A 26,853-nucleotide genomic window follows, 5' to 3' on the forward strand; every position below is an offset into this window, starting at 1 on the left:
ACTTATGACGTGAGGCCAACACCCGAAGTTGCGGATCGGCAACATCGCACTTCGATTCACATGGAAACAACTGGCAAAACCTTGAAATGAATCGACATCCTTGCGGTGCTTGATCTAGCCTGACGACGTTTCGGTCTGCTGGCCGGTTCTGTCTATTTTTTGCGCATATTTTCTCACGGGATTGAGGGGCGGGGTCGTGTCATTTCGTTGCGTGAGATATTTTTCCGCGATCATGCCGATCGCGCTGATCGGTTTCTGGATTGCACAATCGCAAGTGGCAGTCGCTGAAGTCCAGATCGGCTCAACCTTCAACAGCGAAGGACCGGGTCCCGACCTCACCGGAAGCAGCGGCAGCCCGGCGAACCAAGCCTATGGCGGCGCTGTCCAGGCCATCGTGGCGGACCCGTCCAATAACAATGTTATGTACATCGGCTCGGTCGGAGGCGGAATCTGGAAGACAACCAATGGCGGTACGAGCTGGGCGGCACTGACCGACCAGAATCTGTCGCTATCCATCGGCAGTCTCTCGCTCGACCCGACGGACGCCTCTCACCAGACGCTGATTGCCGGCAACGGCAATGTCTCCAACGGCGGATTTGCCTCGACATCGGTGTTCTCGACCCCGCAGAACTTCGGCGGAGTGCAAGCTGGGCTGCTGTACAGCAACGACGGCGGCGCAACGTTCACGCGGCTCGGGGCATCCACCTTCAGCGGACAAAGCGTCATCGACGTCGCAGCGCGCGGCTCGACCATTCTGGCGGCCACCGCCGAGCCGCGCACCATGGCGGCGGGAGCATCCTTTTTCTCCGGCGGTCTTTACCGCAGCACCAACGGCGGTGCGACATTCGCGGCTGTCGGACCCGGCAATGGATTGCCATCTGGACCCGTGACCTCCCTGGTCGGTGATCCCAACAATCCGAACACCTTCTATGCCGCAGTCACCGCCAGCAGCAATGCGACCTACGCCCAGACCGCGGTCTACCGCAGCACGGACGGGGGCGCGACCTGGTCCGCCGTGTTCACGTCGGCGAACAGCGGCGGCCTCATCACGGGCGCCGGCCAGACCACGATCAAGCTGACGGCCGGCGCCGGAGGAACGGTAGCGGCTGGCCTCGTCGATCTCGGCACAGGCAAGCTGGCGGGGCTCTTTTACTCCGGCAACAATGGCGGTTCCTGGACCACGCTCACGGCCCCGAATGTCAATGGAGGCGGGCAGGCTCCGGTCAATATCGCGCTGGCCATCGATCCGACCAGCACCAACATCATCTATGTTTCGGGTGACAATAACTTTAGCGCCGGCAACGGTTTCGTGAATGCGCTGTCGATCGCCCGGGTGAACGCCAGCAACAATAGCAGCTCCCTGATGAGCGACGACAATGGCACGCCGGTCAACACGTCGAACGGAACCACGGCCCACCCCGACAGCCGTGCGCTGACCCTCGATGCCTCGGGACGGCTGCTGATCGCGACCGACGGCGGCCTCTACGCGCGCACGTCCCCGCTGACGAGCAGCGGCGCCTTCGTGCCGCTCAACAATTTCTCGACGATGGAGCTGTACTCGGCCTCGTTCGATGCCAACAGCAAGCGCATCGTCGTGTCTGCTCAGGACAACGGCAGCTCCTATCAATCCGCGACGGGCGGCAAGACCTTCAACCAGATCGGCGGCGGGGATGGTATCAATGCCCGCGTCAACGACGTGACGCTGGGCACCAGCAGTGCGCTCTACACGACCTGCCAGTACCTGAGCTGTGCCAAGCGGACCATTGTCGACAGCACCGGCACGATCACGCACTCGGCGAGCATCAGTTTCGGAGGCCTCTCGATCGGCAACTTCAGCGCGCCGCTGGTCTTGAACAACATTGATCCGACGCGCATGGCGCTGGCCAGCAGCAACGTCTATGTGACCCAGGATACGTTGTCCGGCGCTCAGGCCGTGACACAATCAATCATCACGCTCACGCCGACCCAGGTTGGCGCAACGGGTCAGACGGCCAATGCCCTCGACTATGGCACCCGGAACAACGTCAATGCGCTGCTCGTGGGCGCGGGACCGGGCAACGCCCCGAACGGCAAGCTCTGGCTGAGCACGACCGCATCCGCGAGTTCGCTGGTCCAGATGTCAGCCTATGCGGGTCTCGCTCCCACTTCGGTTAAGTTCGATACACGGTCGGATTCGCGCTTTTTCGTTGCCGATAGTGCCAACCTCTTCGGCAGCACCAACCAAGGCGCAAGTTTTCAGACTTTGACCGTCAATCTGCCAGCCAACTTTATCAGGCCGACCGCGCTCGGATTCATCGACAGCAACGGTGTCGCCTCGCTGCTGGTCGGCGGCCTGAACAACGCCGACAATGCCGGCAATCCGCTTGTTACCGCCGATAGCGATTCAGGCGGCAATCTGTCCGGCTGGCGGCGGTTCGGCGCAGGTCTGCCCAACGCACTGATCACAGGGCTGCAATACGATGCCAAGTCCGACACCTTGGCGATTGCGACGGCCGGCCGCGGCGCCTGGCTGCTCTACGACACGACCAGCAACTACGCGAGCGCCTCGGTGCTCCAGTTCGGTCTCGCAAACAATGACTCGATGCCGGATCCCTCAATCCTGTTCGGCAATCGTCCGCTGATCAAATACGGCTCGGGAATCCTGGCGATCATGGGAGATGCGACCTACACCGGCGGATCGACGATCAATGGGGGCACCATGCTGATCGGCAACGGCGGCACGACCGGGAGCGTTCAGGGGAACGTGGCCTTCTGCTCCAATGCAGGCGATCCGCTATGCGACGCCAGCGCCAACAAGGTGCTTGCCTTCAACCGTTCGAACAATCTGACGTTCGCCGGCGCCATTAGCGGTCCAGGCCAACTGCTCCAGGAAGGCGGCGGCACGCTGATCCTGACGGCGAACAACACCTATAGCGGCGACACGACCATCAGCAGCGGCATTCTGCAGCTCGGCAATGGCGGGACCTCCGGATCTGTCAGCGGCAATATCGTCAACAATTCGGCGCTCTCCTTCAACAGGTCGGATGCCTTCACCTTGTCCGGCGCGATCTCCGGATCGGGTGCCGTGCAGCAGGCCGGTTCGGGGACGACGACACTCTCGGCCGTGAACACCTATGGAGGAGGGACGTTCGTCACCGGTGGTACACTGACCTTCTCTGGCGTCGGCACCTTGGGCGCCGCGGCCGGCGCGACGGTGGTGTCGACGGGCGGCACCCTCGACCTCGCCGGCACGACGCAGACGCAGGCAGCCGTGAATCTCGCCGGCGGCTTGATCAAGAACGGAAACCTGAACGCACCGATCAGCTCGATCGGAGGTAGCCTCAACGGCATCGGCGGTTCGGCAAGCCTGACCACGCTCGGCGGCGTCACATCCCTGTTCGGCATCAACGGTTATTCCGGCGCGACCAATGTCAATGGCGGTGTGCTGGACGTCGAGGGATCGATCACGGGAACGTCGTCGGTCACGGTCAATGCCGGCGGTGCGCTGACGGGCGCGGGCACGGTCGATCCACTCCTGGTCAGCATCGCCAGCGGCGGCACCTTGGCTCCAGGCAACGGCACGCCGGCCAGTTCGATGACGATTGTCGGCAATTTGGCGTTCCAGTCGGGGGCGCTGTACATGATACAGCTCAACCCCACGACGGCGTCGTTTGCCAGCGTCACGGGCACGGCAACGCTTGCCGGCAACACCGTCGATGCAATCTTCGCCAACGGCGTCTACGTTTCCAAAAAGTATACTATCCTGACGGCGGGCGGCGGCGTCAGCGGAAGGTTCTCGGGCCCCGTCAATACGAACCTGCCGAGCGGTTTCAACACATCGCTCAGCTACGACGCCAAAAACGCTTATCTCGATCTGGCGCTGTCATTCGGATTCGGCGTGCCAGGCGGCCTCACCGGTAACCAGCAGGCGGTCGGCAATGCGCTGACCGGCTATTTCAACAGCAACGGCTCGATCCCCATCGTCTATGGTGCTCTCTCGCCGCCCGCGCTGACCCAGGCATCGGGCGAACATGCCACTGGATCGCAGCAAGCCACGTTTGATGCGATGGGCATGTTTGCCGGGCTTCTCACCGATCCCTTCATGCAGCGGGAAGGCGCGCCATCGCCGGCTCCCGGTCACCAGTCCTTTGCTGCTACGGATGATGAGGATGTACTCGGCTATGCTGCGAGAGAGCGGCGGCGGCTCGCCGGGGAACGCGAAGCCTATGCGATGTTCACCAAGGCGCCGCTGCGCAGCGTCTATCAACCACGCTGGAGCGTGTGGGCCGCAGGATTTGGCGGTTCGCAATCGACCGACGGCAACTCTGCCGTCGGCTCGAACAGTGCCACCAGCCGCATCTTTGGCACCGCCGTCGGCGCCGACTATCTATTCTCGCCGACGACGCTCGCCGGCTTTGCATTGGCCGGCGGCGGAACGAATTTCAGCGTCGCCAATCTTGGCTCGGGACGCTCGGATCTGTTCCAGGCTGGCGCCTACGTCCGTCACTTCAATGGGCCGGCCTATATCTCCGCCGCCCTTGCATATGGTTGGCAGGACGTCACCAGTGACCGCACCGTGACAATCGCCGGGACCGATCGGTTGCGCGCGGAATTCAACGCCAATGCCTTCTCAGGACGGATCGAGGGCGGCTACCGCTTCGTGGGGCCATGGTCAGGCGGCATTGGCATCACCCCCTACGCCGCAGCGCAAGTGACGACCTTCACACTGCCTGGTTACGCGGAAAGCGTCGTATCGGGGGCGGGGACCTTTGCGCTGACCTATGGTCCCAGGACCGTCACCGACAGCCGCAGCGAGATCGGTCTCCGCACTGACAAGAGTTTCGCCTTGCCGAACGCAGTCCTGACCCTGCGCGGCCGGTTCGCGTGGGCGCATGACTTCGACCCGAATCGTTCAGTTGCCGCGACCTTCCAGGCCCTGCCGGGGGCGAGCTTCGTCGCCAACGGTGCAGCACAAGCCGCCGATTCGGCGCTCACGACTGCATCGGCCGAAGTAAAATTGTTGAGTGGCTGGACCGCAGTCGCCACGTTCGAGGGCGAGTTCTCCAACGTGACCCGCTCCTACGCCGGCAAGGGTGCCGTGCGCTATGCGTGGTAAGCGGAGTACGGCGAGAGAACCGGTCGAGCCGAGTCCCCGGCCGTCTCTCGAAACATGAGGCTGCGCACGACCCGAGGCGCAGTCGCTCCCTGACCCGCGACAATCGCGCCATGATGACATCGTGCGCCTGTTTTGCGGGACCTGTCAGACGGCCATGGCGTCGGCCGAGGGCGGACATCTCTAGGATGGAGGGGACGTCCGTTGTGGTCATGAACGACAAAAACTCGAACTGAGCCCAACAGGTCTGCTTTGGCTATTGTCGCCAACTCGTCCGGTCGCAGGCCATTTTCTGGAACGCGTCCAGGATTTGAAGGAATACTCTATTGAAATTATCGATGGTCTCAGTGGATGATTTAAGGAATGCAAAACCGTTGATAACGGAGGTCTTCGATACGATCGTCTTTAGGCCGAAGAGTTCAGCGAGTTGTGGGTCTTCCGAAATCACATTGTCTGGAAAAAGTTGCTTAATGAAAGGCCGGATTGTTGCGACGTAATACGCGATTTCCGTCTTGCCGTGACGCTTCTTGAACACGTCCTGGCCTTCGAGCAAAGTATAGAAACGGTAGGCTTCGGGGAACGTGGTCGAGGGTAGGTTGTCCGAGAGAAACTTGAGAACAAAAATCTCAACGAACGTGAGAAGGCAAAGCTTCGGCTCCTCTTTTGTTGCGTGCCAAATGATCTGCCAGACTGTTTCGGCGAGAGCCCTAGGGTTTTTCGCCACAGCGGCATCGCCGGCAATTAGATTCTCAAGAACAGCAGGGTTCAGATCCCGTTTTTCGGCAAAGTGAATGATTTCGCCCTTCGCTAACGAGGCCTCGACGTCGACGTAGCGACACTTTGCGCCGTCAGTCGTAACGGCGATGCGCACACCAAGGCCGGCCGCAGCGAATAGGACTTGCTCCGCGGCCCTCAACTGAGCCTTTTCATCCTTAAGCTTCGCCTTCGCTTTGTGCTCGCCCACGGCAACGGGAACTAGCCCACCACCGCTGCGACGTAGAAACACGCGATCCGGCTTGGCCGCGCGGACCGATTTGAGGTCTATACAGTTTAAACGGGTAATCGACGGACGCGGGGCTTGTGAACGAAACCCCAACCGATGCCAACTCGGTGATGGAAGTTGCGCCTATATTCAGTTCCTCAAATGGCCCAAACTTGCCGCCTTTCAGATCACCGGTGGCAAGATATTTTCGCTGGACCAATTCCTCATTCGCCATTCCGATTTTCCTCTGAATTCACCCCAATGGTCGCCCGTCATCAACGTGACTACTCGCGAGGCTCGGGCGAGCGCACGACGAATCTTTGTCTCGTCAGTCTCTTAGCGGGAATATAGCTCGCGGAGAACCGATGATCGATAGCAGTGTCGCGAAGGTCGGCCTAGGGCCAGCACTACTCTGGTCGAGAAAAGTTATGCTTACACCGCAAAAGCCGACGTCGGCGTATGGACAGAGCCGCGATTCAAGCTCGGGATCGAAGGGCGAACGCGGCTCGAACGAACGAGTAGGGCGTCCGCGTCTTGAGCTGATCTTCACCCGACACGCGCCGGCCGCCATGATGCCATCGTGCCCCTGTTTTGCCCGACGTGTCAAACGTCCCGGCCGCAGGCGTTCGAATCAGGCCGCGCCAAATTCCCCAATGATTTGTACTGTGCATGGGGTTGTTTTCGCGTTTTTGTTCGCGGGTTGATTAATCCGCCGCTTTTTCTCTCAACCGCTGCGCGTAGACGTTGATGATCAGCGCTGCCAGCAGGATCACGCCGCGGATCAGGATCTTCAAAAAACTGTCGATGTTGACGTGGTCGAGGCCGTTATTCAGGACCCCGAGAACGAAGAGCCCGACGATGGTGTTGCCGATGCCGCCGCGGCCGCCGAACAGGCTGGTGCCGCCGACCACGACCGCGGCGATGGAGTCGAGCAGGTACGTGTCGAACTCGTTCTGCTGCGCGCTGCCGAAATGGGCGACGCCGAGCATGCCGCCGATGCCGGAGCACACAGCCGAGATCACCATGACAGCGCCGAGGATGAGCTTGACGTTGAGGCCGGAATATTCGGCCGCCTCGCGATTGCCGCCGACCATGTAGATGTAGCGGCCGAAGCGCGTGTAGGTCAGCACCAGATGGCCGCCGAGCAGCATGATGGCTGCGACGATCACGATCCAGGGGATACCGCCGATCGAGCCGGAGCCCAGCGTTGAGATCAGGCTCGGCACCTTGTAGGCGATCTGGCCGCGCACCAGCAGCGCCGAGATGCCGGCCGCGATCTGCATCATCGCCAGGGTCATGATGAAGGAGGGGATGCCGATCACGGTCAGTCCGAGCGCGTTGACGAGGCCGAGAGCCGCGCAGAGCAGGATCGACAGGATGATTGCAATCGCGCCCGGCAAGGGGATGTTGGGGATGTTGACGTAGGATTCCTGCAGCGTGAAGTAGGCGACCGCGATGCCGGTGACGTTGGCGATGCTGGCGATCGAGAGGTCGATCTCCGCGCAAAGGATCACGAAGGTGAGGCCGACCGCGATGATGCCTGTGACCGACACCTGCGTCAGGATGTTGCCGAGATTGTCGATGGTCGCAAAAGAGGGGCTGGCGAAGGCGAAGAACGCGGACAGGAAGATCAGCGTCAGGAACGGCGCGATGTTGCGCATCTGCGAGCGCAGGAAGGGCGCAAGGCCCTTGGCGCGCTGGCCCGCCGCTGGTGCCGTCTCACTGCTCACCATTTGTGCTTCTCCGTCACGCCGCCTCCAGCAGGCGGTCTTTGCTGACCGGCTCGTTCTTGAATTCGCGCACCACGGCACCGCGCTTGAGCACGAGGATGCGGTCGGCCAGCGACAGCACCGTTTCCGGCTCGGTCGACAGCACGATGATCGCGAGCCCCTTGGCGCGGAGGTCGCGGACGATGTTGATGACGTCGTTCTTGGCGCCGACATCCATGCCGCGGGTCGGCTCGCACAGCACCAGCAGCTTGGGCGGATAGGTCAGCCATTTTGCCAGCGCGACCTTCTGCTGGTTGCCGCCCGAGAGCATGCCGAGATCGAGGCCGACCACCGGTGGCCTGATCTGCAACTGCTCGATCTGGCGCTTGGCGATATCGCGCTCTTGCGCCGGCTTGAGCAGCAGGGACGAGATGCGGTCCAGGATGCTGATCGAGATGTTCTTGTAGACCGGCTCCTGGTGAAACAGCATGGCGCGCCGGCTCTCCGGCACCAGCGCCACGCCGGCGCGTCGCGCCGCCGCTGTGCTGGCGAAAGACTTGGGTATACCTTCGACGATCAGCGTGCCGGCGTCGGGCTTCAGCTTGCCAAAGAGGATGCGGGACAATTCCTGCTGGCCGCAGCCCATGAAGCCGTAGATGCCGAGCACCTCGCCGGCGCGGGCCTCGAAGGAGACGTCCTGGAGGCTGCGCGCCAGCGAGAGCTGGTCGACCTGCAGCACCACCGAGCTGTCGCTCGGCCGCGGCAGCATCAGATCGTCGGTGTAGCTGTGCTCGAGCGCTTCGCCGCCGCGGCCGATCATGGCCTCGATCAGCGCCCCCTTGGTGGTCGCGGCGCTCGCGGTCTCGGCGACCTTCCGCCCGTTGCGGAAGACGGTGACGGTGTCCGACACGCGGAGAATGTCCTCGATGAAATGCGAGATGAAGACGATGCCCGTGCCTTGCTCGCGCAGCCGCCGCAGCGTCGCAAACAGCCGCTCGACTTCCGGCGGGGAGAGGGCGGAGGTCGGTTCGTCCAGGATGACGATGCGTGCGCCCGAGAACAGCACGCGGGCGATCTCGATCAGCTGCTGCAGCCCGATCGGCAAGTCGCCGAGCCGCGACATCGGATCGACGTCGATGCCGAATCGAGACAACTGCTCGCCGGCTTCACGCGCCATGCGCCGCCATTGCACGAGGCCAAGCCGGTTGGTCGGCTGGTTGCCCAGAAAGACGTTTTCCGCGACCGTGAGATCGGGGGCGACGCTGAGTTCCTGATGCACCATGGCGATGCCGGCCGCATGCGCATCGCGCGCCGAACGGAAATGCGTCTCCGCCCCCTCGATCAGGAAGCGGCCGGAGAACTCGGTGTGCACGCCGGCGATGATCTTCATCAGCGTGCTTTTTCCCGCGCCGTTCTCGCCGACGAGACCGTGGATCTCGCCGGGAAGAAGCGCGAAGTCGACACCACGAAGCGCTTCGACGCCGCCGAAGCTCTTCGTGATGCCCTGCAGTTCCAGGATGGGCTGTTGACCCTCAGGCATGAAAGTTCAAGTCTTGGACGATTTCAGATCAGGAAGTGATCTTCCATCCATTGCATGCCGGCGGCATTGGCCTTGGTTACGACCGGGCCGTCGGTGACGACGTTCTTGGGGATGCCCTGGCCGCTCTTCTCGCCACCGACCACGGCCGCGACACCGGCGATGATCGCGCCGCCATGGATGCGGCAGGACGGATTGCGCACCGTCGCGAACATGCGGCCCTCGCTCACCGCCTGGATCGCCGGCGGCATCGCGTCCACACCGCCGATCAGGATGTTGGTGCGGTTGTGCGCCTTCATGATGTTGGCGGCCGCGAGCGCCATGTCGTCATTGTGGAAGAACGCCGCGTCGATCTGCGGATATTTGGTCAGATAGGTTTCCCAGAGCCGCGCGGTCTTGGAGACGTCCCAATCGGCCGGCTGGGTGTCGAGCACCTCGATGCCCGGAAATTGCTTGACGACGTTGTTGAACCCCTTGGCGCGGCCTTGCGCGCCGGTATGGCCGAGCGCGCCTTGCGTCATGATGATCTTGCCCTTGCCGCCCATGGCGTTGCACAGCGCCTGCGTCACCGAGGCGCCCATGAACTCGTTATCGGGGGCGAGGAAGGAATGGACGTTGATCTGATCGAGCGGCGCAATCAGCGTGTCCATGTCGATGACAGGCGTGCCGGCATCGATCATCTTCTGCACGGGCTGGGTGAGGGTGCCGATGCCGAAGGCCTGGATCGCAACAAAGTCCCATTTCTGCGAGGCCATGTTGTCGATCGCCGCGCGCTGCTTCACCGCATCAAGCTGGCCGTCGAACCAGGTGACCTCGACGTTGAACAGCTTGCCCCAGAATTCCGCGGCCTGCTTGCCCTGTGCGCACCAGGTCGCCTGAAGGCCGGCATTGGAGAAGGCCGCCTTCAGCGGCTTCTCGGATCGTCCGACTTCGGCTGCAAGTGCTGGGTTTATGCCCATGCTGCCGAGGATGGCAGTTGCAGCGCCGGCGGTCGCTGCCGCCTGAAGAAGATCGCGCCTCGTCGTCGAGAAATCTTTGGTCCCGGACATCGCTCGCTCCCATATATCTTATCGTCGGCGCGTCATTGGTTGCGCTACCGATCTCGGAAAGTCTGTCACAAGAGTTGATGCCACTCAACCAGCCACGTCAGATCGGCGCAGCGCGATGCTGCACGCTCAAAGCTCTGCTCGATCGGATTGGGAGAATTACTCATCGGCAGATCAGCCGCGCAGGCAAAAAAAGAGCGGGGCCCTAGCCCCGCTCAAAAATTGTGTCGACCCTATTATCCCCGATTCTAAGATTTGATCTTGATTGGCGGGGCGACGCTGCGTTTTGCGCGCCAGGGGCTCCTCCCGAGACTTGGACCACCAGACTTTGACCTCGCGGCTAGCCTGAGCAAGAGGGATGCTAGATCAACTTTTCTCACTTGTCATCATTTTCGGCAACGATTGTTCAAAATTCGAGCAGTTGACGAAATGATCGGGCTTTTAACCCTATAAGCATATGACAAATATAAGAAATCTGTGGATGTGGCAGGACGGAGGGACTGCCTCAAATGCCGGACGCGGCCTCGGCATGGACCGCTCCGAACACATTCTTCGAGAAATTTGCGCCAACCCAACCAAGCTCGTGAAGCGATCTCGACTCGGGACCGGCGCGGTGTTTAGTTGGTAGACGAACGAATGGTTCGGCGGATGCGCGCACGGCTGCAAAAATTCCTACCCATCGTCCTGCTCGCTTTGGTGATGCAGGTGCTGGCGCCGATTGCCGCCTGCTGGGCGGCCGGCCAGGCCGTTGTCGATCCGCTTGGCATCGGTGCCATCTGCCACAGCGTCAGCGAGCAGGGGACTCCGAGCGACCAGAACGGCGCGCCGACCGCGTATGCCGGTGCCTGCGCGCTGTGTTGCCTGGCGCAGGCCAACGCGTCCTTCGATTCGCCTTCGCACGCGACGCTCTCCGTTCCCTTCCGCCACGCCGAACGCGTGGTGTGGCGCGACGCCGACGCAGGCGTAGTCACTTCACATGGCGGGTCCAACGTCCAAGCGCGCGCGCCTCCGTATTCGACGTGAGCTTCGGGGCCGGACCGGCCGCTTGAACCTGCATGTCGCTTTGCTTTCTTGCGGAGATTTTCCATGTCTATCGGTCGCGCGGGCCTGTCGGGCCTCGCTATTGCGCTTTGTTCTCTTTCCCCAAGTCTGGTTTCCAGAAGCCTTGCCCACGAGATCGTTGGCAACCGCTTCTTTCCGGCAACGCTCGGAATCGACGATCCCGGCGTCAACGATGAACTCTCGCTTCCCACCTTCGACAGCTTCAAAACTGGTGACGTTCCGCCCGTTCGGCAGCACGACGTGTCCGGCGAGTTCTCCAAGCGGATCACCGAGGATTTCGCGATCTCGTTTGGCTCGACCTACACTTTCCTCGGTCCGATCGACGCAACGGTTCCCGGGGCCAACGGATTCCAGAATCTGGAGACCACGTTCAAGTATCGGGTATTCAAGGACCCCGTGCATGAATTTGTGATGTCGGTAGGTTTGAGCGTGGAATGGGGCGGCACGGGCGCGCAAAGCGTGGGAGCGGATCCGTTCAACACCTACACGCCTACGATCTATTTCGGCAAAGGCTTTGGCGATCTTCCTGACACGATCTCCTGGCTTCGGCCGGTAGCTGTCACGGGCCAGGTCGGCTACGCCATCCCGGGCCGGAATTTCACCACCACCTTCGGAATTGATCCGGACACGGGGCTGAGCGTTGCCGACACCGAATTCCATCCACGGGTGCTGAACTGGGGCGGCACCATCCAGTACAGCATGCCCTATCTGAAATCGGCGGTCGTCGATCTCGGTCTGCCGGATTTCATCAATCACCTGGTCCCGCTCGTCGAAGCCATCCTGCAGACGCCGGTGGCGAATACGCTCACCTCGGGCACGATGACAACGGGTACGATCAATCCTGGAGTCATCTGGGTTGGCAACAAGTTTCAGATCGCCGCGGAGGCGCTGATCCCGATCAATCGGCAAAGCGGAACCAATGTTGGCTTCATCGCTCAATTGCATTTGTACCTGGACGACATTGACCCGCACGGCATCGGCAAGCCGATCTTCGGTGGAGCGGTTCAGCCTGCCAGCCCATTTGCAAGGAATTGAACCATGCGCGTCTCATCACTAGGACTCCTGCTGCTGGCTTCTTTGACGACCGGCCAAGCATGCGCCCACGCTTTTCTCGATCATGCCGAGCCACGTGTCGGCAACAAGGTCGGAAGCCCTCCGAGAGAGGTAACACTCTGGTTCACGCAGAAACTGGAGCCGGCGTTCAGTTCCGTAACGGTTACCGGTCCCTCTGGACAACGCATCGAAGCCGGCAAGACGCGCGTCAGCGGCAATCAGATGTCCGTCTCGCTGAAAGGTGGTGGTGCGGGCACCTACCACGTCAACTGGCGCGTGTTGTCGGTGGATACCCATACGACCGACGGGAACTTCACCTTCGAGGTTGGTCCTTAAGGGCGTCGCCGCAATGGATTGGTCCGCCGCTGGGGCGCCTTTGGTTGCGACGCGTGCTGTGCATTTCGCGGCCACGGCGATCATGGCGGGAAACATCCTTTTTCGTACCGTGGTTGCCGAGCCTGTTTTGGCCCTGGAAGCGACAGTGGCTGCCGCGTTCCGTACCCAGACACAACTGGTCTCGTGCATCAGTCTGGCCGTTGCCGTGATCTCCGGCGGGATCTGGTTGCTGCTTCAGTCCGCCGCAATGAGTGGGTTGCAGCTCGAGGATGCGTTGACCGCGGATGTGCTATCGACGGTCGTCTACGAAACCCAGTTCGGGCAGGTGATGATCGTCCGAGTGGGCCTTGCAATCTTGGTAGCCGCTTGCTTGGCCTCTGACCACGTGACGATCGCACAACGGCTTGGACTGGCAGCCTCGCTCGCGTTCACGGCAAGCCTTGCCTGGACGGGCCATTCCGCCGCCACGATCGGCGCAATGGGGTATCTCCATCTTGTCGCGGATGCACTCCATCTGATTGCCGCCGCGGCATGGGTAGGCGGCCTGGTGCCGCTGATCCTGCTACTGGCCACCGCCAACGGTGACAACGCGAAACCGTTCGTCCGCGATGCGGTCGAGCGGTTTTCGACGCTGGGCATCATTAGCGTAACGGCGCTCATGCTCTCGGGCTTGATTAATGCTGTAATCCTGGTTGGGTCTGTTACCGCGCTGTTCGCCACCAGCTACGGACAATTGCTGCTGCTAAAGCTCGCTCTGTTCGCGGTCATGCTGGCGTTCGCAACGATCAACCGGCTGTTGTTGACGCCGCGGCTTGCCCAGCCGGGCGCGGGTGGGCTGCGCGGGCTAACACGGAATAGTAGTATCGAACTGGCCTTTGGTCTTGCCATCTTCGCCATTGTTGGGCTGCTCGGCACGCTGCATCCCGCCATTCACCTCGTGACGTGAATCAATGAGAGGAAGAGCCTATCGGTGCAGCATGCGCGAACCGCGCCAGGCCGGCTCACGGGCGGCTTGGCTGGCGAGGGTGAGGGATAGTCTTTCCCGAGAAGATTGTCCTGAGGCAATCAGGGCCAAGATGCGATCTCGACACTGCTCTCACTTGGTGTTTAGTTGGTAGGCGAACGAATGGTTCGGCGGATGCGCGCACGGCTGCAAAAATTCCTACCCATCGTCCTGCTCGCTTTGGTGATGCAGGTGCTGGCGCCGATTGCCGCCTGCTGGGCGGCCGGCCAGGCCGTTGTCGATCCGCTTGGCATCGGTGCCATCTGCCACAGCGTCAGCGAGCAGGGGACTCCGAGCGACCAGAACGGCGCGCCGACCGCGCATGCCGGTGCCTGCGCGCTGTGTTGCCTGGCGCAGGCCAATGCGTCCTTCGATTCGCCATCGCACGCGACGCTCTCCGTTCCCTTCCGCCACGCCGAGCGCGTGGTGTGGCACGCGGCGGATCCGTCCGCTCTCGTCGCCCATAAGGGCTCAAGCGCCCAGGCGCGAGGACCTCCCCACTTTTCCTGACCTAACGACGGATCGAACCGTTGGTGCGGCGATGCTGTGCCAACGGCGTGCTTAATGAACCGGCCGACAAGCCGGACGTCAGGAATCCAAGTGATGTTTCGTCTTCGTACGCTCAGCAGCGCAAGCCTCCCCGTGCTTTGCTGCACGCTGTCATCCATCAGCTTCGACGCGCAAGCCCAGGTCGCCGAGCAGGCGCTCCCTCCCGTAACCGTTGACGCGCCTCAGGCGGCTCGCCCCAAGCCTCTTATGCGTCAATCGAGATCACGCTCCGTCTCGGCGGCGCGCTCGACCCGGCGGGTTGCAGCGAACCCGACCGTTGGCGCTCCGACCCAGAGCAAGACAGTGACCGCGAGTGCCGCGCGGGACGGCCTCAATCAGGCGCCTGCCGGGCAGACTGCGACGACGATCGATCGCAGCCAGTTCGACAATCGGCCCTCGTTTTCCGTGAGCGACGTCCTGCGCGACAGTCCAGGTATTTCGGTCAAACAAGGAAACGGGCCGCGCGATTTTGGCATCTCCATTCGCGGATCCAACGCTCGGAACGGCTTTGGCATCCGCAATCTTGTCATCTTTGATGACGGCTTTCCGGTGACACAGCCGGACGGCCTGTCGCGAAGCGACCTGATCGATCCTCACGCCTATGGTGCGATCGACGTCGTCCGCGGACCCTCGTCCGCGCTGTATGGCAACTACGCAACCGGCGGCGCGCTCAATTTCCGTACGCGGCCAGGCGGCACGATCGATGGCGTCGAATATGGAGTCGATGGGGGTAGCTATGGCTACCTCAACAATTACCTGGCCGCTGGCAAGAAGGTCGGGAATTTCGAGGGATCGCTGTTCGCCAGCGACACCAGGGGTGACGGCTATATCGGCAATAGCTGGTTCAATACGCAGACAGTCAACTTCCTCGGGACGCTCAAGGCGACGCCGGACGATCGCTTCACGGTCAAAATCATCAACAACGACCTGAGTGCGCGGCTGCCGCTCCGGCAGTCGCTGAACCAGTATTATCAAAACCCCTTCCAGCAGGGCTGCGCGACGGGGGCTACGGCGGCCGCCGGGTGCGGTACAGTGACGTTGTTCAATAACGGGTTCAACACGGCGGCGGGCACGGACACGGAGACGGCCGTGCAGGCCGGGCTCGGCCGCAACGACCGCCGGACCATTGTCGGCGGCCGATGGGAGCATGACTTCGACAATACGACGACATGGCGAAATCAGTTCACCTTTGACGACAGGAACATCAACCAGCCGACAGGCCCGACCAGCACGATCGGAGATTTCCCCTCGTACAACTACATGAGCGATCTGACAAAGCGTGGCGAGATTTTCGGATTGGAGTCGACTGCGTTCTTCGGCGCCTTCTACAACACTCTGACCGCGTCGAGCGATAACCGGAATGTCATGCCGGGGGGCAACGCCACAATCGGTAGCCTGTCGAGCAATCTCTATAGCAAAACGACCAATTACGGTGTTCGTGCGCGAGAAGAGCTTAAGCTCACGACGTCCTTGACGGCCGTCGCGGGCGTCGGATGGGAAACGACCGTTCTGAAGGGGATCAATACGGCGTATTCCTATGCCGGTCCCACCGGCATCACGACTACGGCACTCACGACCGCAGACCGCCAGATTGAGAACATCGCTCCGGAGTTGGCACTGCTGTACAATCTGAACAACGAATGGCTGTTCCGCGGCCGCGTTGCGACTGGGTACGGCACTCCGCAGGTTTCCAACCTCTTCGTTCTTCCGACCGGGCTCTCGGGCAACAACACCCAGCTCCAGACCCAAAAGAATCTCGGTTATGACGTGGGCTTCGATTGGACGCCGAACAACTCGGTCAGGCTCAGCGCGACCGGCTTTTACGAATTCTTCCGCAACGAGATCGTCAATCAGGCAACGCCGGTCGCCGGCATAACCTATTCGTTCAATGCACCGCGCTCTGAGCATCGCGGCATTGAGCTTGCCGCCGACTGGAAGTTCTATCCGGGCTGGCGATTGATGGCGGCGTACACCTACCTCGACGAGGTCTACACGGAGTATGTCGAGAACATCACCAACGGCGCGGTGTTCAGCTTCAACCGGGCGGGCAACAAGATTCCCGGCATCTCTCCCAACGAGCTGACAGCCAGGATCGGCTACGATGAGTTTGCCGGAGCGTTAGCGGGTCTCGGAGGCTTCGTGGAGGTCCAGTGGAAGGACTCCTTCTACATGGACAACGCGAATCTCTTGAAAGCGCCGGGCTATGAACTGGTCAACGTAAACGTCCACTACCAGACCGACCTGGTGTCCGAGTCCTTCAGGTCCCTGAATTTGTTTCTCGAGGTCAGAAACGTCTTCGACAGCACGTATGTCGCGTCGGCAAACAACATCACCAATTCGGTTACTGCGGCCGGTCTTCAAAATCCTGCGAGCGTGCTAGCAAATACGAAGGGATCGATCTATGCGGGCTCGCCGCGCACGTTCGTTGCGGGTATGAAGGTGGCGTTCAAATGATCCGCGCTTTCGAGAGGAATTAGGCCATGCTCCGAACTGGCTTGCTCGGGATAGCCGCTCTCGCCCTCTTACAGGGCCCCGCGCTCGGACAAATGCACGGTCAGCACACATCCGAAGCAGCGTGTGAAGAGCCGACGCTACGCTGCGCCACGAAGGTGACGCCTGCATTCGGTCCCGACGGAAGGCTGTGGCTTGCCTGGATGGCGGGAGGGCAGGTGTGGGTCGCGAGTTCGCAGGATGCGGGCCGCAGCTTCTCAACCCCCACTCAGGCCACGACGAAGCGGCTGAACCTTGATTGGGGTCCGGATGCCCGGCCGAAGATTGCGATTGATCGCAACGGCGGAATCGCCCTTGCGTTCTCGATCTTCAGGGATGAGGCCTTCAACGGGCAGGTGCTCTACACGCGATCGTCCGACGGCGGAAAGAGCTTTGCGGAGCTGAAGCCCATCACCGCAAACAACGAAAGCCAACGTTTTGAGGCCCTGGCCCTCGATCAGGATGGGACGATCTTTGCGGCCTGGCTCGATAAACGCAATCGTGTCCCTGCGAAGGAGGCCGGCCGGAAGTACGATGGGGCAGGGCTGTTCTTTGCTTCGTCACGCGACGGAAGTATGACCTACACAGAGGCCAGTCTCGCGCACGACAACACCTGCGAATGCTGCCGATTGGGGCTGACGTTTGCAGCGCCTGGGCGGCCTGTCGTGATTTTCAGAAATATCTTCGAGGGCGGCGTACGCGACCACGCAGTCATGACGTTCGCCGATCTTTCGACACCGGGCGAAGTCCATCGGGTCAGCAACGACGATTGGCAGATCAACGCCTGCCCGCATCATGGGCCGAGCCTCACGGTCGCGCCGAACGGAACCTATCACGTCGCCTGGTACACGAACGGGAAGGTGCGGAAGGGGCTATTCTACGCTCACTCGCGCGACGAAGGCCGCACCTTCTCTGCGCCTATGGCACTGGGACGGCCGGATCGCAATCCGACGCGACCCTTCGTACTCGCAGGTCCGGTGGGAACGGCAATGGTCTGGAAGGAGTTCGACGGCGAAAAGACCTCGGTCCAGATGACGATGTCGCGTGACGATGGCGAGACGTGGTCACCGCCGAAGACGATATCGAGCACGACCGATACGTCCGACCATCCCTTGCTGGTCTCCAATGGTCGTCAAATTTATTTGTCATGGATGACGAAGGCGGACGGATATCGTCTCGCAGCGATCGAGGAGCAGCCATGAGACGTGGATTTGCAGGCATTCTGGGTCTGGGTATCCTCATCGTGTCGGCGTCTGCTCTAGGAGCGCCGCTGGCTCTCAAGCCGTTCGAACGTGGGACTTGGCAAGGCGTGCTTAAAAGCCACGCGGGTCGTCCGACGCTCGTGCACTTCTGGGGCGTGACGTGCGGTCCCTGCAAAGTCGAGCTGCCGCTGCTCGGGCAATTTGCAAAGGACCACCCTGAGATCGACGTGGTCACGATCAGCGCCGACCTGGTGCCGAACCTGCCGGCCGCCACGCAGTCAATGCTCGACAAGGCGGGGCTATCTTCGACTGAGAATTTCATCTTTAGCGACGGCTTTGTCGAGCGCTTGCGGTTCGAGATCGATCCCGCCTGGCAGGGCGATATTCCCAGGACAATGCTTCTCTCTCGGGAGGGGACCGTTACGACGATCGAAGGTTCAGCCGAAATTGCCGATCTTGAAAAATGGTCGGCTCAGCAACTCTCCACGCACTGAAATTCAAGCTGCCAACAGGAAGACCGATATGAAGAAGATCTTGAAATATGTGACGCTCGCAGGCCTCGCTCTCGCGCTCTGCGCAGCTCCCGTCCGCGCCGACGACGTCAAGGCGGGCGACCTCGTCATCTCGCAGGCCTGGAGCCGGGCGACGCCTGGTGGCGCAAAAGTCGCCGGCGGCTTCCTGACCATCGAGAACAAGGGCTCGGCGCCCGACAAGCTCATCGCCGTTTCTGCCGAGATTGCTGGCAAGACCGAGGTCCACGAGATGGCGATGGACAATGGCGTGATGAAGATGCGCCCGCTGGACAAGGGCCTCGTCATCGAGCCGGGCCAGACCGTGAAGCTCGCACCGGGCGGCAATCATCTGATGCTTCAGGATCTGAAGGGCCCGTTCAAGGAGGGCGAGAAGGTGCCGGTCACCCTCGAGTTCGAGAAGGCCGGCAAGGTCGCCGTATCGCTCGATGTCCAGGGCGTCGGCGCCCAGGCGCCCGGCGGCGGTGGAAGCAAGAGGATGAAGAAAATGCCCGATCATTCGGGAATGAAAATGTGACTGAGGTGATCTACTCTCCGGGAGATCGAGCATGTTGAAGACGCCCTCGCTGATCCTGATGGCTGCGCTCGCCGCATCGCCCGCGGCGGCGCATGTCTATCTGGAAGGCAAGCAGGCCACGGTCGGTGCGTCCTACAAGGCTGTCTTCGCCGTGCCGCACGGCTGTTCCGGCTCGCCGACGGTCAAGATTCGCGTTCAGGTCCCCGAAGGCGTCGTCGCGGTGAAACCGATGCCGGAGGCCGGCTGGAACGTCGATGTCGTCGAGGGCCAGTATGCCAGCGCATACGACTATCACGGCAACAAGCTGACTTCGGGCGTGAAGGAAGTGGTGTGGTCCGGCGGCAAGCTGCCGGACCACAATTACGACGAGTTCGTCGTCAGCAGCTTCCTCACCGACAGCCTGAAGCCCAACACCACGCTGTATTTCCCGGTGGTGCAGGAATGCGAGAAGGGTGTCAGCCGCTGGATTGAAATTCCGGCGGAGGGGGCAGCGCAGTCGCATGAGGACAAGTCGCCGGCGCCCGGCGTGAAGCTGCTGCCCAAGCCGTAATGCGTCGTCTCGCTGCGCTCGTCACCCTGCTCATCCTCGTTGGCTACTCGACCGGTGCATCAGCGCACGCGGCGCTGATCTCGGTCGAGCCGGCGAGCGGCAGTATCCTTGCGACCGCGCCGAAGGCGGTGGAATTGCGCTTCAACGAGGCGGTGACCCCGGGCGCGATCCAGTTGATCGACGGCGCGGGCAGGGCGCGCGACGATGCGCGAGTCACGACATCGGGCGAGGGCATTTCGGTTGCGATGCCGCCCGACCTGCCGCAGGGCACGGCGGTTGTGAGCTACCGGGTGATCTCGCAGGACGGTCATCCCGTCGCGGGATCGGTGATCTTTTCGGTTGGCGCGCCGACGGCCACGCAGCCTCCGGCCAATGCGGACGGCCGATTGAACGCGCTGATCTGGCTGTCAAGGATCGGTCTCTATCTCGGGCTGTTTGTCGGTGTCGGTGGCGTGTTCTTTGGCCGCTGGATCGCGTGGTCGATGGCGGGCATGCGCGTGCCGCGCGCAGCGCTGCTTGTCGGTCTCCCAAGCGCCGTTGCCTCGCTGGGCGTGTTGGGTCTCGATCTCCTTGGCCTGCCGCCCGCAGCGATCGTGACGGCGGCTCCCTGGAGAATCGCATTGGCAACCAGCGCCGGCCCGGCCTTGCTCGTCGCCATTGCGGCGATGCTGCTCGCGCTGATGGCGCTGGGCCGCGCGTGGTATGCGCGCGCTCTTGCGGTGGTCGCGTTCGCTGGCGTCGGCTTGTCGCTCGCGATGACTGGGCACGCCGCAACGGCTTCGCCCGAGGTGCTGACGCGGCCGGCGGTCTTCTTCCATGGCCTCGCCGTCGCCTTCTGGATCGGGGCGCTGGCGCCGCTTGCTGCGCTGCTGTCGAAGCCGACGCCGGCGGTGCTGCCGCTCCTGAACCGCTTCTCGCGCGTCGCCGTGCCGGTGGTCGCCGCGCTGGCGCTGACCGGTCTCACGCTTGCGATCATCCAGCTCGAAAAGCCATCCGCGCTGGTCGAGACCAGCTATGGCCTCATTCTCTCGGTCAAGTTGGCGCTGGTCCTGTTCCTGCTGGGACTCGCTGCGCTCAATCGCTATCGGCTGACGCCGACGCTGGCAAAAGATCACGGGTCGGCGTCTGCGCTCAGGCGTTCGATCCTGTTCGAATGCGGGGCCGCGCTCGGCATCTTCGCCGCCGTCGCCGGCTGGCGCTTTACGCCGCCGCCGCGGATCATCGTCCCGGAGACGCCGCTGGCGATCCACATCCACACCGACAAGGCGATGTTCCAGGTGCTGGTGTCCCCCGGCAAGGCCGGCGTGGACGATTTTGTGCTTCAGCTCATGACCGGCGAGGCGACGCCGCTGAAGGCCAAGGAGACGACGCTGACGCTGAGCCTGCCGGAGCGCGGCATCGAGCCGATGGAGCGCGACGCCGAACTCGGCTCTGACGGCTATTGGCACGTGCGCAAGGTCGAGCTGCCCTTCGCCGGCCGCTGGCATGTCCGGATCGACGCGCTGGTGACCGATTTCGAGAAAATCACCCTCGAGGACGAGCTCGAGGTCGCGCCGCCGTGAGGTCTGCCACGGTTCAAGTCGAACCTGAAGGCAACGGAAAAATGACAGGAATTCCGACGCGTTAGCGGCTTTTCCTCATTCCCGGCCTTGTGTTTTCGCTCTCAATCCGGTTTCACTGCAACCCCTTGCTGATTCCCAGAGTATTACCATGCGGTTGTCGCGGTTCTTTCTGCCCATCCTGAAGGAAAATCCGAAAGAGGCGGAGATCGTCTCGCACCGGCTGATGCTGCGCGCCGGCATGATCCGGCAGGAGGCGGCCGGCATCTATGCCTGGCTGCCGCTGGGCTTCCGGGTGCTGAAGAAGATCGAGCAGATCGTACGCGAGGAGCAGGACCGCTCCGGTGCGCTGGAACTGTTGATGCCGACGCTTCAGCTCGCCGACCTCTGGCGCGAGAGCGGCCGCTACGACGCCTACGGCCCAGAGATGCTGCGCATCGCCGACCGCCACAAGCGCGAGCTGCTATACGGGCCGACCAATGAGGAAATGATCACCGAGATTTTTCGCGCTTACGTGAAGTCCTACAAGAACCTGCCGCTGAATCTCTATCATATCCAATGGAAATTCCGCGATGAGCAGCGTCCGCGCTTCGGCGTGATGCGCGGCCGCGAGTTCCTGATGAAGGATGCCTATTCCTTCGACCTCAACGAGGCCGCGGCGCGCGTCGCCTACAACAAGATGTTCGTCGCCTATTTGCGCACCTTCGCGCGGATGGGGCTGAAGGCGATCCCGATGCGGGCCGAGACCGGCCCGATCGGCGGCGATCTCAGCCACGAGTTCATCGTGCTGGCCGAAACCGGCGAGTCTGGCGTGTTCATCAATCGCGACGTGCTGGACCTGCCAGTGCCGGGCGAGGATGTCGACTATGAGAGCGACCTGACCCCGATCATCAAGCAATGGACCTCGGTCTATGCCGCGACGGAGGACGTTCACGATTCCGCGCGGTTCGAGCAGGAAGTGCCGGCAGAGAAGCGCGTGAACACCCGCGGCATCGAGGTCGGCCAGATCTTCTACTTCGGCACCAAATATTCCGACGTGATGAAGGCCTTGGTGGCCGGGCCCGATGGCGTCGACGTGCCGATCCATGGCGGCTCCTACGGCGTCGGTGTCTCGCGCCTGCTCGGTGCCATCATCGAGGCCTGCCATGACGATGCCGGCATCAAATGGCCGGAGGCGGTGGCCCCGTTCCGCGTCGCGATTCTCAACCTCAAGCAGGGCGATGCGGCGGTCGATGCGGCCTGCGAGAAGCTCTATGCAGAGCTCACCGGCAAAGGCGTCGACGTGCTCTACGACGACACTGACCAGCGCGCCGGCGCCAAATTCGCCGCCGCTGACCTGATCGGCATCCCCTGGCAGATCATGATCGGGCCGAAGGGGCTGGCCGACGGCAAGGTCGAGATCAAGAAGCGCAGTGACGGCTCCCGCGAGACGATGTCGCCTGCGGACGCGGTCGCCCGCCTGGTCGGCTGAATATTGTTCATCGCCCGAGATCGCGGCCGCCAATCCGGCCACAATTGACCCCGAATCATGGGATTATCGAGCGATGGATGAAACCATGACTGAAACCGTTCAAACCGCGCCTTTCGCGCCCTTCGAGTGGATGCTGTCGGCGCGCTATTTGCGGGCGCGCCGCAAGGAGGGATTCATCTCGGTCATCGCCGGATTCTCCTTCCTCGGCATCATGCTCGGCGTGGCCACGCTGATCATCGTGATGGCCGTGATGAACGGCTTCCGGAAAGAGCTGCTCGACAAGATCTTGGGGCTGAACGGCCACATCCTGGTCCAGCCGCTGGAATCGCCGCTGACCGACTGGAAGGACGTCGCCGAGCGCATCAGCCAGGTCCAGGGCATCCGGCTGGCGGCCCCCGTGGTCGACGGCCAGGCGCTGGCGTCCTCGCCCTGGAACGCCTCGGGCGTGCTGGTGCGCGGCATCCGCTCCGACGACCTGAACAACCTCACCTCGATCGCCAAGAACATCAAGCAGGGCTCGCTCGAGGGCTTTGACGACGGGCAGGGCGTCGCGATTGGCCGCAGGCTCGCCGACCAGCTGTCCTTGCATGCCGGCGACAGCGTGACGCTGGTGGCGCCGAAGGGCGCAGTGACGCCGATGGGCACCACGCCGCGCATCAAGCCGTACAAGATCGTCGCGGTGTTCGAGATCGGCATGTCGGAATACGATCTCGGCTTCGTCTTCATGCCGCTGGCCGAAGCGCAGGCCTATTTCAACCGCAGCAGCGACGTCACCTCGATCGAGGTGTTCACCACCAATCCCGACAAGATCGACGCCTTCCGCAAGTCGGTGACGGAGGCCGCGGGCCGGCCCGTGTTCCTGGTCGACTGGCGGCAGCGCAACTCGACCTTCTTCAACGCGCTCCAGGTCGAGCGCAACGTGATGTTCCTGATCCTGACCATGATCGTGCTGGTCGCTGCGCTCAACATCGTCTCGGGCCTGATCATGCTGGTGAAGGACAAGGGCAGCGATATCGCGATCCTGCGCACGATGGGCGCCTCGCAGGGCTCGATCATGCGGATCTTCCTGATCACGGGCGCCTCGATCGGCGTGGTCGGCACGCTGGTCGGCTTCTTCGTCGGGCTGGTGATCTGCCTCAACATCGAATCCATCCGGCAATTCCTGTCATGGTTGACCAGCACCGAATTGTTTTCGCCGGAGCTCTACTTCCTGTCGAAACTGCCCGCCGAGATCGACGTCGGCGAGACCACGGCCGTCGTCATCATGGCGCTGACGCTGTCGTTCCTGGCGACGCTCTATCCGTCGTGGCGCGCCGCGCGCCTCGATCCCGTCGAAGCGCTGCGGTACGAGTGAGGGGCTGATGGAGCAGGCGCAGGGGGCGGAAGATGTACCGGTCATCTATCTCCACGAGATAAAACGGCAGTACCTGCAGGGCGAGGCGGCGCTGACGATCCTGGACAACGCCAAGCTCGCGCTGTGGGCGGGACAATCCGTGGCGCTGGTCGCGCCGTCGGGCTCGGGCAAGTCGACGTTGCTGCACATTGCGGGCCTGCTCGAGGCGCCCGATTCCGGCGAGGTCTACGTCAATGGCGCGCCGACCTCGCAGCTGCCCGACATCGAGCGGACCCAGCTCCGTCGCACCGACATCGGCTTCGTCTACCAGTCGCACCGGCTGCTGCCGGAGTTCTCGGCGCTTGAGAATGTGATGATGCCGCAGATGATCCGCGGCCTGAAGAAGTCCGAGAGCGTCAAGCGCGCCAAGGAAATCCTCGGCTATCTCGGCTTGGGCGACCGCATCACCCATCGTCCCGCGGAGCTGTCGGGCGGCGAGCAGCAGCGTGTCGCGATCGCGCGCGCGGTCGCCAATGCGCCCCGCGTCCTGTTTGCGGACGAGCCGACCGGCAATCTCGATCCGCACACCGCCGACCACGTGTTCCAGGCCCTGATGCAGCTGGTCAAGGCAACCAAGGTCTCGATGCTGATTGCGACCCACAACATGGAGCTCGCCGGCCGCATGGACCGGCGCGTCTCGCTGTCCGACGGCCAGGTCATCGAGCTCGAATAAAAACACGAAAACAACCCCATGCACAGTAGACGGCCGTTGCCGGCTACTGTCGGGGTGACGTGTCCCAGCTATCTGATCAATCAGGCAAACCCGCTGCAGCAGCGCATCGCCGCAGCGGGCAGGCCAATTACGGTCGGATCACCGTCAACTTGAACGGTCCGCCATTGGCTGCGGCATGGGCCACGGCCTCATTGGCGTGGTCGAGGTTGAAATCCGTCGTCAAATATTCGTCGAGCCGTAGCAGCCCTGCGCGCACCAGCGCAATCAGGCGGCTTGCCGCATCCGGCGGATACATCCAGACGCCGTGGATGGAGATGCAATTGCGCATGATCCAGGGGTAGGGCAGTTCGAGGCCCGGTCCCCCGGCCATGCCGACGCCGCCCATCAACACGACGCGGCCGTAAGCGCGGACCGTCATGATTGCCGCGCGCACCACTTCGGGGCTCACCGAGGGCGGCATGATGTCGAACACGCAGTCGATCGGGCCGCCCGCAGCGCGCTTCATTGCTTCGCGGTCGTCGTCCTCGTTGCCGGTGAGTTTGACCGGCTTAACCCGCGCGCCGAAGCGGCGGACGAGGTCGGCCAGGATTTTTTCGTTGCGGCCGGGCGTCACCACGCAGGCCGCGCCCATCGCGAGTGCGACGGAGACGGCGGCGCTGCCGAAATTGCCGGTGGCCCCGCTCACCAGCACGGTCTCGCCCGGCTGAAGCTTTGCGGCGAGAAAGCCGCCATAGGGCACCAGCGCGGTCCCCAGCGCACACCATTGCGAGGCTTCCTCGGCCGTGATCTGGCCAAGCTTCTTCACATTTTCGGTCGGCACCCGCATCTGCTCGGCATAGGAGCCGTGGCGAAAATGCTGCTGCAGGCGCATGCCGCCGGGGCCGGCGGCCGTGAGCCCTTGCAGGGCGATATCGGGCGCCACGACATCGTCGCGCGATCGCACCGTCGGGTCGCAGAACACCCAGTCGCCAACGCTGAGCTTGGTTGCGTCCGGGCCGATCGCGCGCACCCGGCCGATGCCGCCGGGGCCGGGGATAACAGGCAAATCGAGCGCGTAATTGCGCTCGCCGCTGAAAACCTCGTTCATGTAGGACAGCACGCGCGTGGCGACGACGTCGACGATGACCTCGCCGGTGCCGAGCACCGGGGCGGGTACGTCCTCGATCGCAAGCGGTGATCCGAAGGACTTAAGTACGGCAGCTTTCATGATGTTCACCTCAAAGTCGGGTGACACCCATATGCGGCGCCCTTGAAGGGACAGGAAGGCCTGGTATTATCCTAGTATTCCAAAACCCCCCATCACGGGAACACGCCATGGCCGACCCGCGCCGTATCGAATTCGGCGACTTCCTCCGCTCCCGCCGCGAAAAGCTGTCGCCGAAGACCGTCGGCCTTCCCGCAGGCCGGCGGCGGCGCACCGCAGGGCTCCGCCGCGAGGAGGTCGCCCAGCTCGCCGGCATTGGCGTCGACTGGTACATCCGCCTCGAGCAGGGCCGCACCGTCAGCCCGTCGGTCACCACCGTCGATGCGCTCGCGCGTGCGTTGCGCCTCAGCAAGACCGAGCATGCGCATCTGAAGGACCTCGCGCGCGATGGCGCGAGGGGCGCGTTCACCCGCGAGGTGGTGCCGCCGCCGATCCTGCGCCTGGTCGAGAGCCTGCCGCATCCGGCCTACATCACCGGGCGGCGCTGGGACGTGCTGGCCTGGAACGAAGCTGCCGAGGAAATCTTCGCGTTCGGTCGGTTGCCGGAAGAGGATCGCAACACGCTGCTGCTGATGATGACCAACAAGCGGACCCGAAAATCCTACGGCGCGGGCTGGGCTGATGTGGCCAAGCGCATGGTCGCGATGTTTCGCGCCACGCACGACGTCTGGGCCGGCGATCCCGCCTTTGCGGAATTGCTGACGCGGTTGCGCGAAGGCAGTCCCGAATTCGTCAAATGGTGGGGCGCGCACGAGGTGCATGGCACCTTGTCGGGCCGCAAGACCATGACCCATCCCACCAAGGGCGTGCTGCATTTCGAGCACACGAGTTTTCAGGCCAATGACGATCCGGCGCTGAAGCTCGTGATCTACACGCCGGTGTAGGCGTCGCGTGC

21 protein-coding genes are annotated in these 26,853 nt (G+C 62.5%); 16 read left to right on the forward strand and 5 right to left on the reverse strand.

The features are described from left to right. Positions 1-196: 196 nt before the first annotated feature. Positions 197-5,095 carry an autotransporter domain-containing protein gene (locus tag JJC00_RS19185; RefSeq protein ID WP_246773851.1) on the forward strand — a complete coding sequence of 1,633 codons (4,899 nt, stop codon included), beginning with the start codon at positions 197-199 and terminating at the stop codon, positions 5,093-5,095. Between the two features lie 253 nt (positions 5,096-5,348). Here the strand turns inward: JJC00_RS19185 and JJC00_RS19190 are convergent, their stop codons facing one another. From JJC00_RS19190 to JJC00_RS19205, 4 genes are all read right to left on the reverse strand, one after another. Continuing rightward, positions 5,349-6,098 carry a hypothetical protein gene (locus JJC00_RS19190; RefSeq protein ID WP_200467554.1) on the reverse strand — a complete coding sequence of 250 codons (750 nt, stop codon included), beginning with the start codon at positions 6,096-6,098 and terminating at the stop codon, positions 5,349-5,351. A 680-nt stretch (positions 6,099-6,778) separates the two neighbouring features. Continuing rightward, a complete protein-coding gene (locus tag JJC00_RS19195) occupies positions 6,779-7,807 on the reverse strand; it encodes an ABC transporter permease (RefSeq protein ID WP_200467555.1) in 1,029 nt (342 codons plus the stop codon). A gap of 13 nt (positions 7,808-7,820) precedes the next feature. Further along, positions 7,821-9,323, reverse strand: coding sequence for a sugar ABC transporter ATP-binding protein (locus JJC00_RS19200; protein WP_200467556.1), 1,503 nt, complete (start codon positions 9,321-9,323; stop codon positions 7,821-7,823). Between the two features lie 23 nt (positions 9,324-9,346). Beyond that, positions 9,347-10,369, reverse strand: a complete 1,023-nt coding sequence (locus JJC00_RS19205) for a sugar ABC transporter substrate-binding protein (RefSeq protein ID WP_200467557.1) — start codon at positions 10,367-10,369, stop codon at positions 9,347-9,349. A 645-nt stretch (positions 10,370-11,014) separates the two neighbouring features. Between JJC00_RS19205 and JJC00_RS19210 the strand changes: the two genes are divergently transcribed. The 14 genes from JJC00_RS19210 to JJC00_RS19275 all read left to right on the forward strand — a co-directional run bounded on the left by JJC00_RS19210 (position 11,015) and on the right by JJC00_RS19275 (position 24,754). After that, complete coding sequence (locus JJC00_RS19210) at positions 11,015-11,389, forward strand: DUF2946 domain-containing protein (RefSeq protein ID WP_200467558.1); 375 nt, start codon at positions 11,015-11,017, stop codon at positions 11,387-11,389. A 63-nt stretch (positions 11,390-11,452) separates the two neighbouring features. After that, complete coding sequence (locus tag JJC00_RS19215) at positions 11,453-12,463, forward strand: hypothetical protein (protein ID WP_200467559.1); 1,011 nt, start codon at positions 11,453-11,455, stop codon at positions 12,461-12,463. A gap of 3 nt (positions 12,464-12,466) precedes the next feature. Further along, a complete protein-coding gene (locus tag JJC00_RS19220; protein WP_027529856.1) occupies positions 12,467-12,817 on the forward strand; it encodes a copper resistance CopC family protein in 351 nt (116 codons plus the stop codon). 13 nt (positions 12,818-12,830) lie between these two features. Next, entirely contained in the window at positions 12,831-13,763 is a 933-nt protein-coding gene (gene copD, locus JJC00_RS19225) for a copper homeostasis membrane protein CopD (protein ID WP_200467560.1), read from the forward strand. 180 nt (positions 13,764-13,943) lie between these two features. Continuing rightward, on the forward strand, positions 13,944-14,330 hold the full coding sequence (locus JJC00_RS19230) for a DUF2946 family protein (RefSeq protein ID WP_246773852.1): 387 nt from the start codon (positions 13,944-13,946) through the stop codon (positions 14,328-14,330). A gap of 93 nt (positions 14,331-14,423) precedes the next feature. After that, positions 14,424-16,823, forward strand: coding sequence for a TonB-dependent receptor family protein (locus tag JJC00_RS19235; RefSeq protein ID WP_200467561.1), 2,400 nt, complete (start codon positions 14,424-14,426; stop codon positions 16,821-16,823). Positions 16,824-16,849: 26 nt separating this feature from the next. Beyond that, positions 16,850-18,061 (forward strand): sialidase family protein, encoded by a 1,212-nt coding sequence (locus tag JJC00_RS19240; RefSeq protein ID WP_200467562.1) that lies wholly within the window; start codon positions 16,850-16,852, stop codon positions 18,059-18,061. Continuing rightward, positions 18,058-18,555: a TlpA family protein disulfide reductase gene (locus JJC00_RS19245; protein WP_200467563.1), complete on the forward strand. Its 498-nt coding sequence runs from the start codon at positions 18,058-18,060 to the stop codon at positions 18,553-18,555. Before JJC00_RS19240 ends, JJC00_RS19245 begins: the two co-directional genes overlap by 4 nt. Before the next feature lie 28 nt (positions 18,556-18,583). After that, positions 18,584-19,108 carry a copper chaperone PCu(A)C gene (locus tag JJC00_RS19250; RefSeq protein WP_200467564.1) on the forward strand — a complete coding sequence of 175 codons (525 nt, stop codon included), beginning with the start codon at positions 18,584-18,586 and terminating at the stop codon, positions 19,106-19,108. A 31-nt stretch (positions 19,109-19,139) separates the two neighbouring features. Then, complete coding sequence (locus JJC00_RS19255) at positions 19,140-19,658, forward strand: YcnI family copper-binding membrane protein (protein ID WP_200467565.1); 519 nt, start codon at positions 19,140-19,142, stop codon at positions 19,656-19,658. Then, positions 19,658-21,220 (forward strand): copper resistance CopC/CopD family protein, encoded by a 1,563-nt coding sequence (locus JJC00_RS19260; protein WP_200467566.1) that lies wholly within the window; start codon positions 19,658-19,660, stop codon positions 21,218-21,220. The genes JJC00_RS19255 and JJC00_RS19260 overlap by 1 nt, the downstream gene beginning before the upstream one ends. Positions 21,221-21,368: 148 nt before the next feature. After that, on the forward strand, positions 21,369-22,688 hold the full coding sequence (proS, locus tag JJC00_RS19265) for a proline--tRNA ligase (protein ID WP_200467567.1): 1,320 nt from the start codon (positions 21,369-21,371) through the stop codon (positions 22,686-22,688). Between the two features lie 73 nt (positions 22,689-22,761). Further along, the gene (locus JJC00_RS19270) at positions 22,762-24,042 is read left to right on the forward strand and encodes a lipoprotein-releasing ABC transporter permease subunit (protein ID WP_200467568.1); all 1,281 of its coding nucleotides are present in this window, start codon (positions 22,762-22,764) and stop codon (positions 24,040-24,042) included. Positions 24,043-24,049: 7 nt separating this feature from the next. Continuing rightward, positions 24,050-24,754: an ABC transporter ATP-binding protein gene (locus JJC00_RS19275; protein WP_200467569.1), complete on the forward strand. Its 705-nt coding sequence runs from the start codon at positions 24,050-24,052 to the stop codon at positions 24,752-24,754. Between the two features lie 127 nt (positions 24,755-24,881). On the opposite strand, the gene JJC00_RS19280 is transcribed toward JJC00_RS19275, so the two are convergent. Beyond that, positions 24,882-25,961, reverse strand: coding sequence for a quinone oxidoreductase family protein (locus JJC00_RS19280; RefSeq protein ID WP_200467570.1), 1,080 nt, complete (start codon positions 25,959-25,961; stop codon positions 24,882-24,884). A gap of 107 nt (positions 25,962-26,068) precedes the next feature. Here JJC00_RS19280 and JJC00_RS19285 point away from each other — a divergent pair, with 107 nt between their 5' ends. Continuing rightward, a complete protein-coding gene (locus JJC00_RS19285) occupies positions 26,069-26,842 on the forward strand; it encodes a helix-turn-helix transcriptional regulator (protein WP_200467571.1) in 774 nt (257 codons plus the stop codon). The last annotated feature ends 11 nt before the right edge of the window (positions 26,843-26,853 follow it).

It is taken from the genome of Bradyrhizobium diazoefficiens (assembly GCF_016616885.1).
Lineage (GTDB): Bacteria > Pseudomonadota > Alphaproteobacteria > Rhizobiales > Xanthobacteraceae > Bradyrhizobium > Bradyrhizobium diazoefficiens_F.

What these genes read in the sequence shown, in the direction of transcription:
- JJC00_RS19200 (WP_200467556.1), bottom strand. Translation starts at nt 9,323, where the DNA reads ATGCCTGAGGGTCAACAGCCCATCCTGGAACTGCAGGGCATCACGAAG.
- JJC00_RS19255 (WP_200467565.1), top strand. Translation starts at nt 19,140, where the DNA reads ATGTTGAAGACGCCCTCGCTGATCCTGATGGCTGCGCTCGCCGCATCG.
- JJC00_RS19280 (WP_200467570.1), bottom strand. Translation starts at nt 25,961, where the DNA reads ATGAAAGCTGCCGTACTTAAGTCCTTCGGATCACCGCTTGCGATCGAG.
- JJC00_RS19235 (WP_200467561.1), top strand. Translation starts at nt 14,424, where the DNA reads ATGTTTCGTCTTCGTACGCTCAGCAGCGCAAGCCTCCCCGTGCTTTGC.
- JJC00_RS19215 (WP_200467559.1), top strand. Translation starts at nt 11,453, where the DNA reads ATGTCTATCGGTCGCGCGGGCCTGTCGGGCCTCGCTATTGCGCTTTGT.
- JJC00_RS19275 (WP_200467569.1), top strand. Translation starts at nt 24,050, where the DNA reads ATGGAGCAGGCGCAGGGGGCGGAAGATGTACCGGTCATCTATCTCCAC.
- copD (WP_200467560.1), top strand. Translation starts at nt 12,831, where the DNA reads ATGGATTGGTCCGCCGCTGGGGCGCCTTTGGTTGCGACGCGTGCTGTG.
- JJC00_RS19230 (WP_246773852.1), top strand. Translation starts at nt 13,944, where the DNA reads ATGGTTCGGCGGATGCGCGCACGGCTGCAAAAATTCCTACCCATCGTC.
- JJC00_RS19240 (WP_200467562.1), top strand. Translation starts at nt 16,850, where the DNA reads ATGCTCCGAACTGGCTTGCTCGGGATAGCCGCTCTCGCCCTCTTACAG.
- JJC00_RS19260 (WP_200467566.1), top strand. Translation starts at nt 19,658, where the DNA reads ATGCGTCGTCTCGCTGCGCTCGTCACCCTGCTCATCCTCGTTGGCTAC.
- JJC00_RS19245 (WP_200467563.1), top strand. Translation starts at nt 18,058, where the DNA reads ATGAGACGTGGATTTGCAGGCATTCTGGGTCTGGGTATCCTCATCGTG.
- JJC00_RS19205 (WP_200467557.1), bottom strand. Translation starts at nt 10,369, where the DNA reads ATGTCCGGGACCAAAGATTTCTCGACGACGAGGCGCGATCTTCTTCAG.
- JJC00_RS19285 (WP_200467571.1), top strand. Translation starts at nt 26,069, where the DNA reads ATGGCCGACCCGCGCCGTATCGAATTCGGCGACTTCCTCCGCTCCCGC.
- JJC00_RS19195 (WP_200467555.1), bottom strand. Translation starts at nt 7,807, where the DNA reads ATGGTGAGCAGTGAGACGGCACCAGCGGCGGGCCAGCGCGCCAAGGGC.
- JJC00_RS19220 (WP_027529856.1), top strand. Translation starts at nt 12,467, where the DNA reads ATGCGCGTCTCATCACTAGGACTCCTGCTGCTGGCTTCTTTGACGACC.
- JJC00_RS19210 (WP_200467558.1), top strand. Translation starts at nt 11,015, where the DNA reads ATGCGCGCACGGCTGCAAAAATTCCTACCCATCGTCCTGCTCGCTTTG.
- JJC00_RS19250 (WP_200467564.1), top strand. Translation starts at nt 18,584, where the DNA reads ATGAAGAAGATCTTGAAATATGTGACGCTCGCAGGCCTCGCTCTCGCG.
- JJC00_RS19270 (WP_200467568.1), top strand. Translation starts at nt 22,762, where the DNA reads ATGGATGAAACCATGACTGAAACCGTTCAAACCGCGCCTTTCGCGCCC.
- proS (WP_200467567.1), top strand. Translation starts at nt 21,369, where the DNA reads ATGCGGTTGTCGCGGTTCTTTCTGCCCATCCTGAAGGAAAATCCGAAA.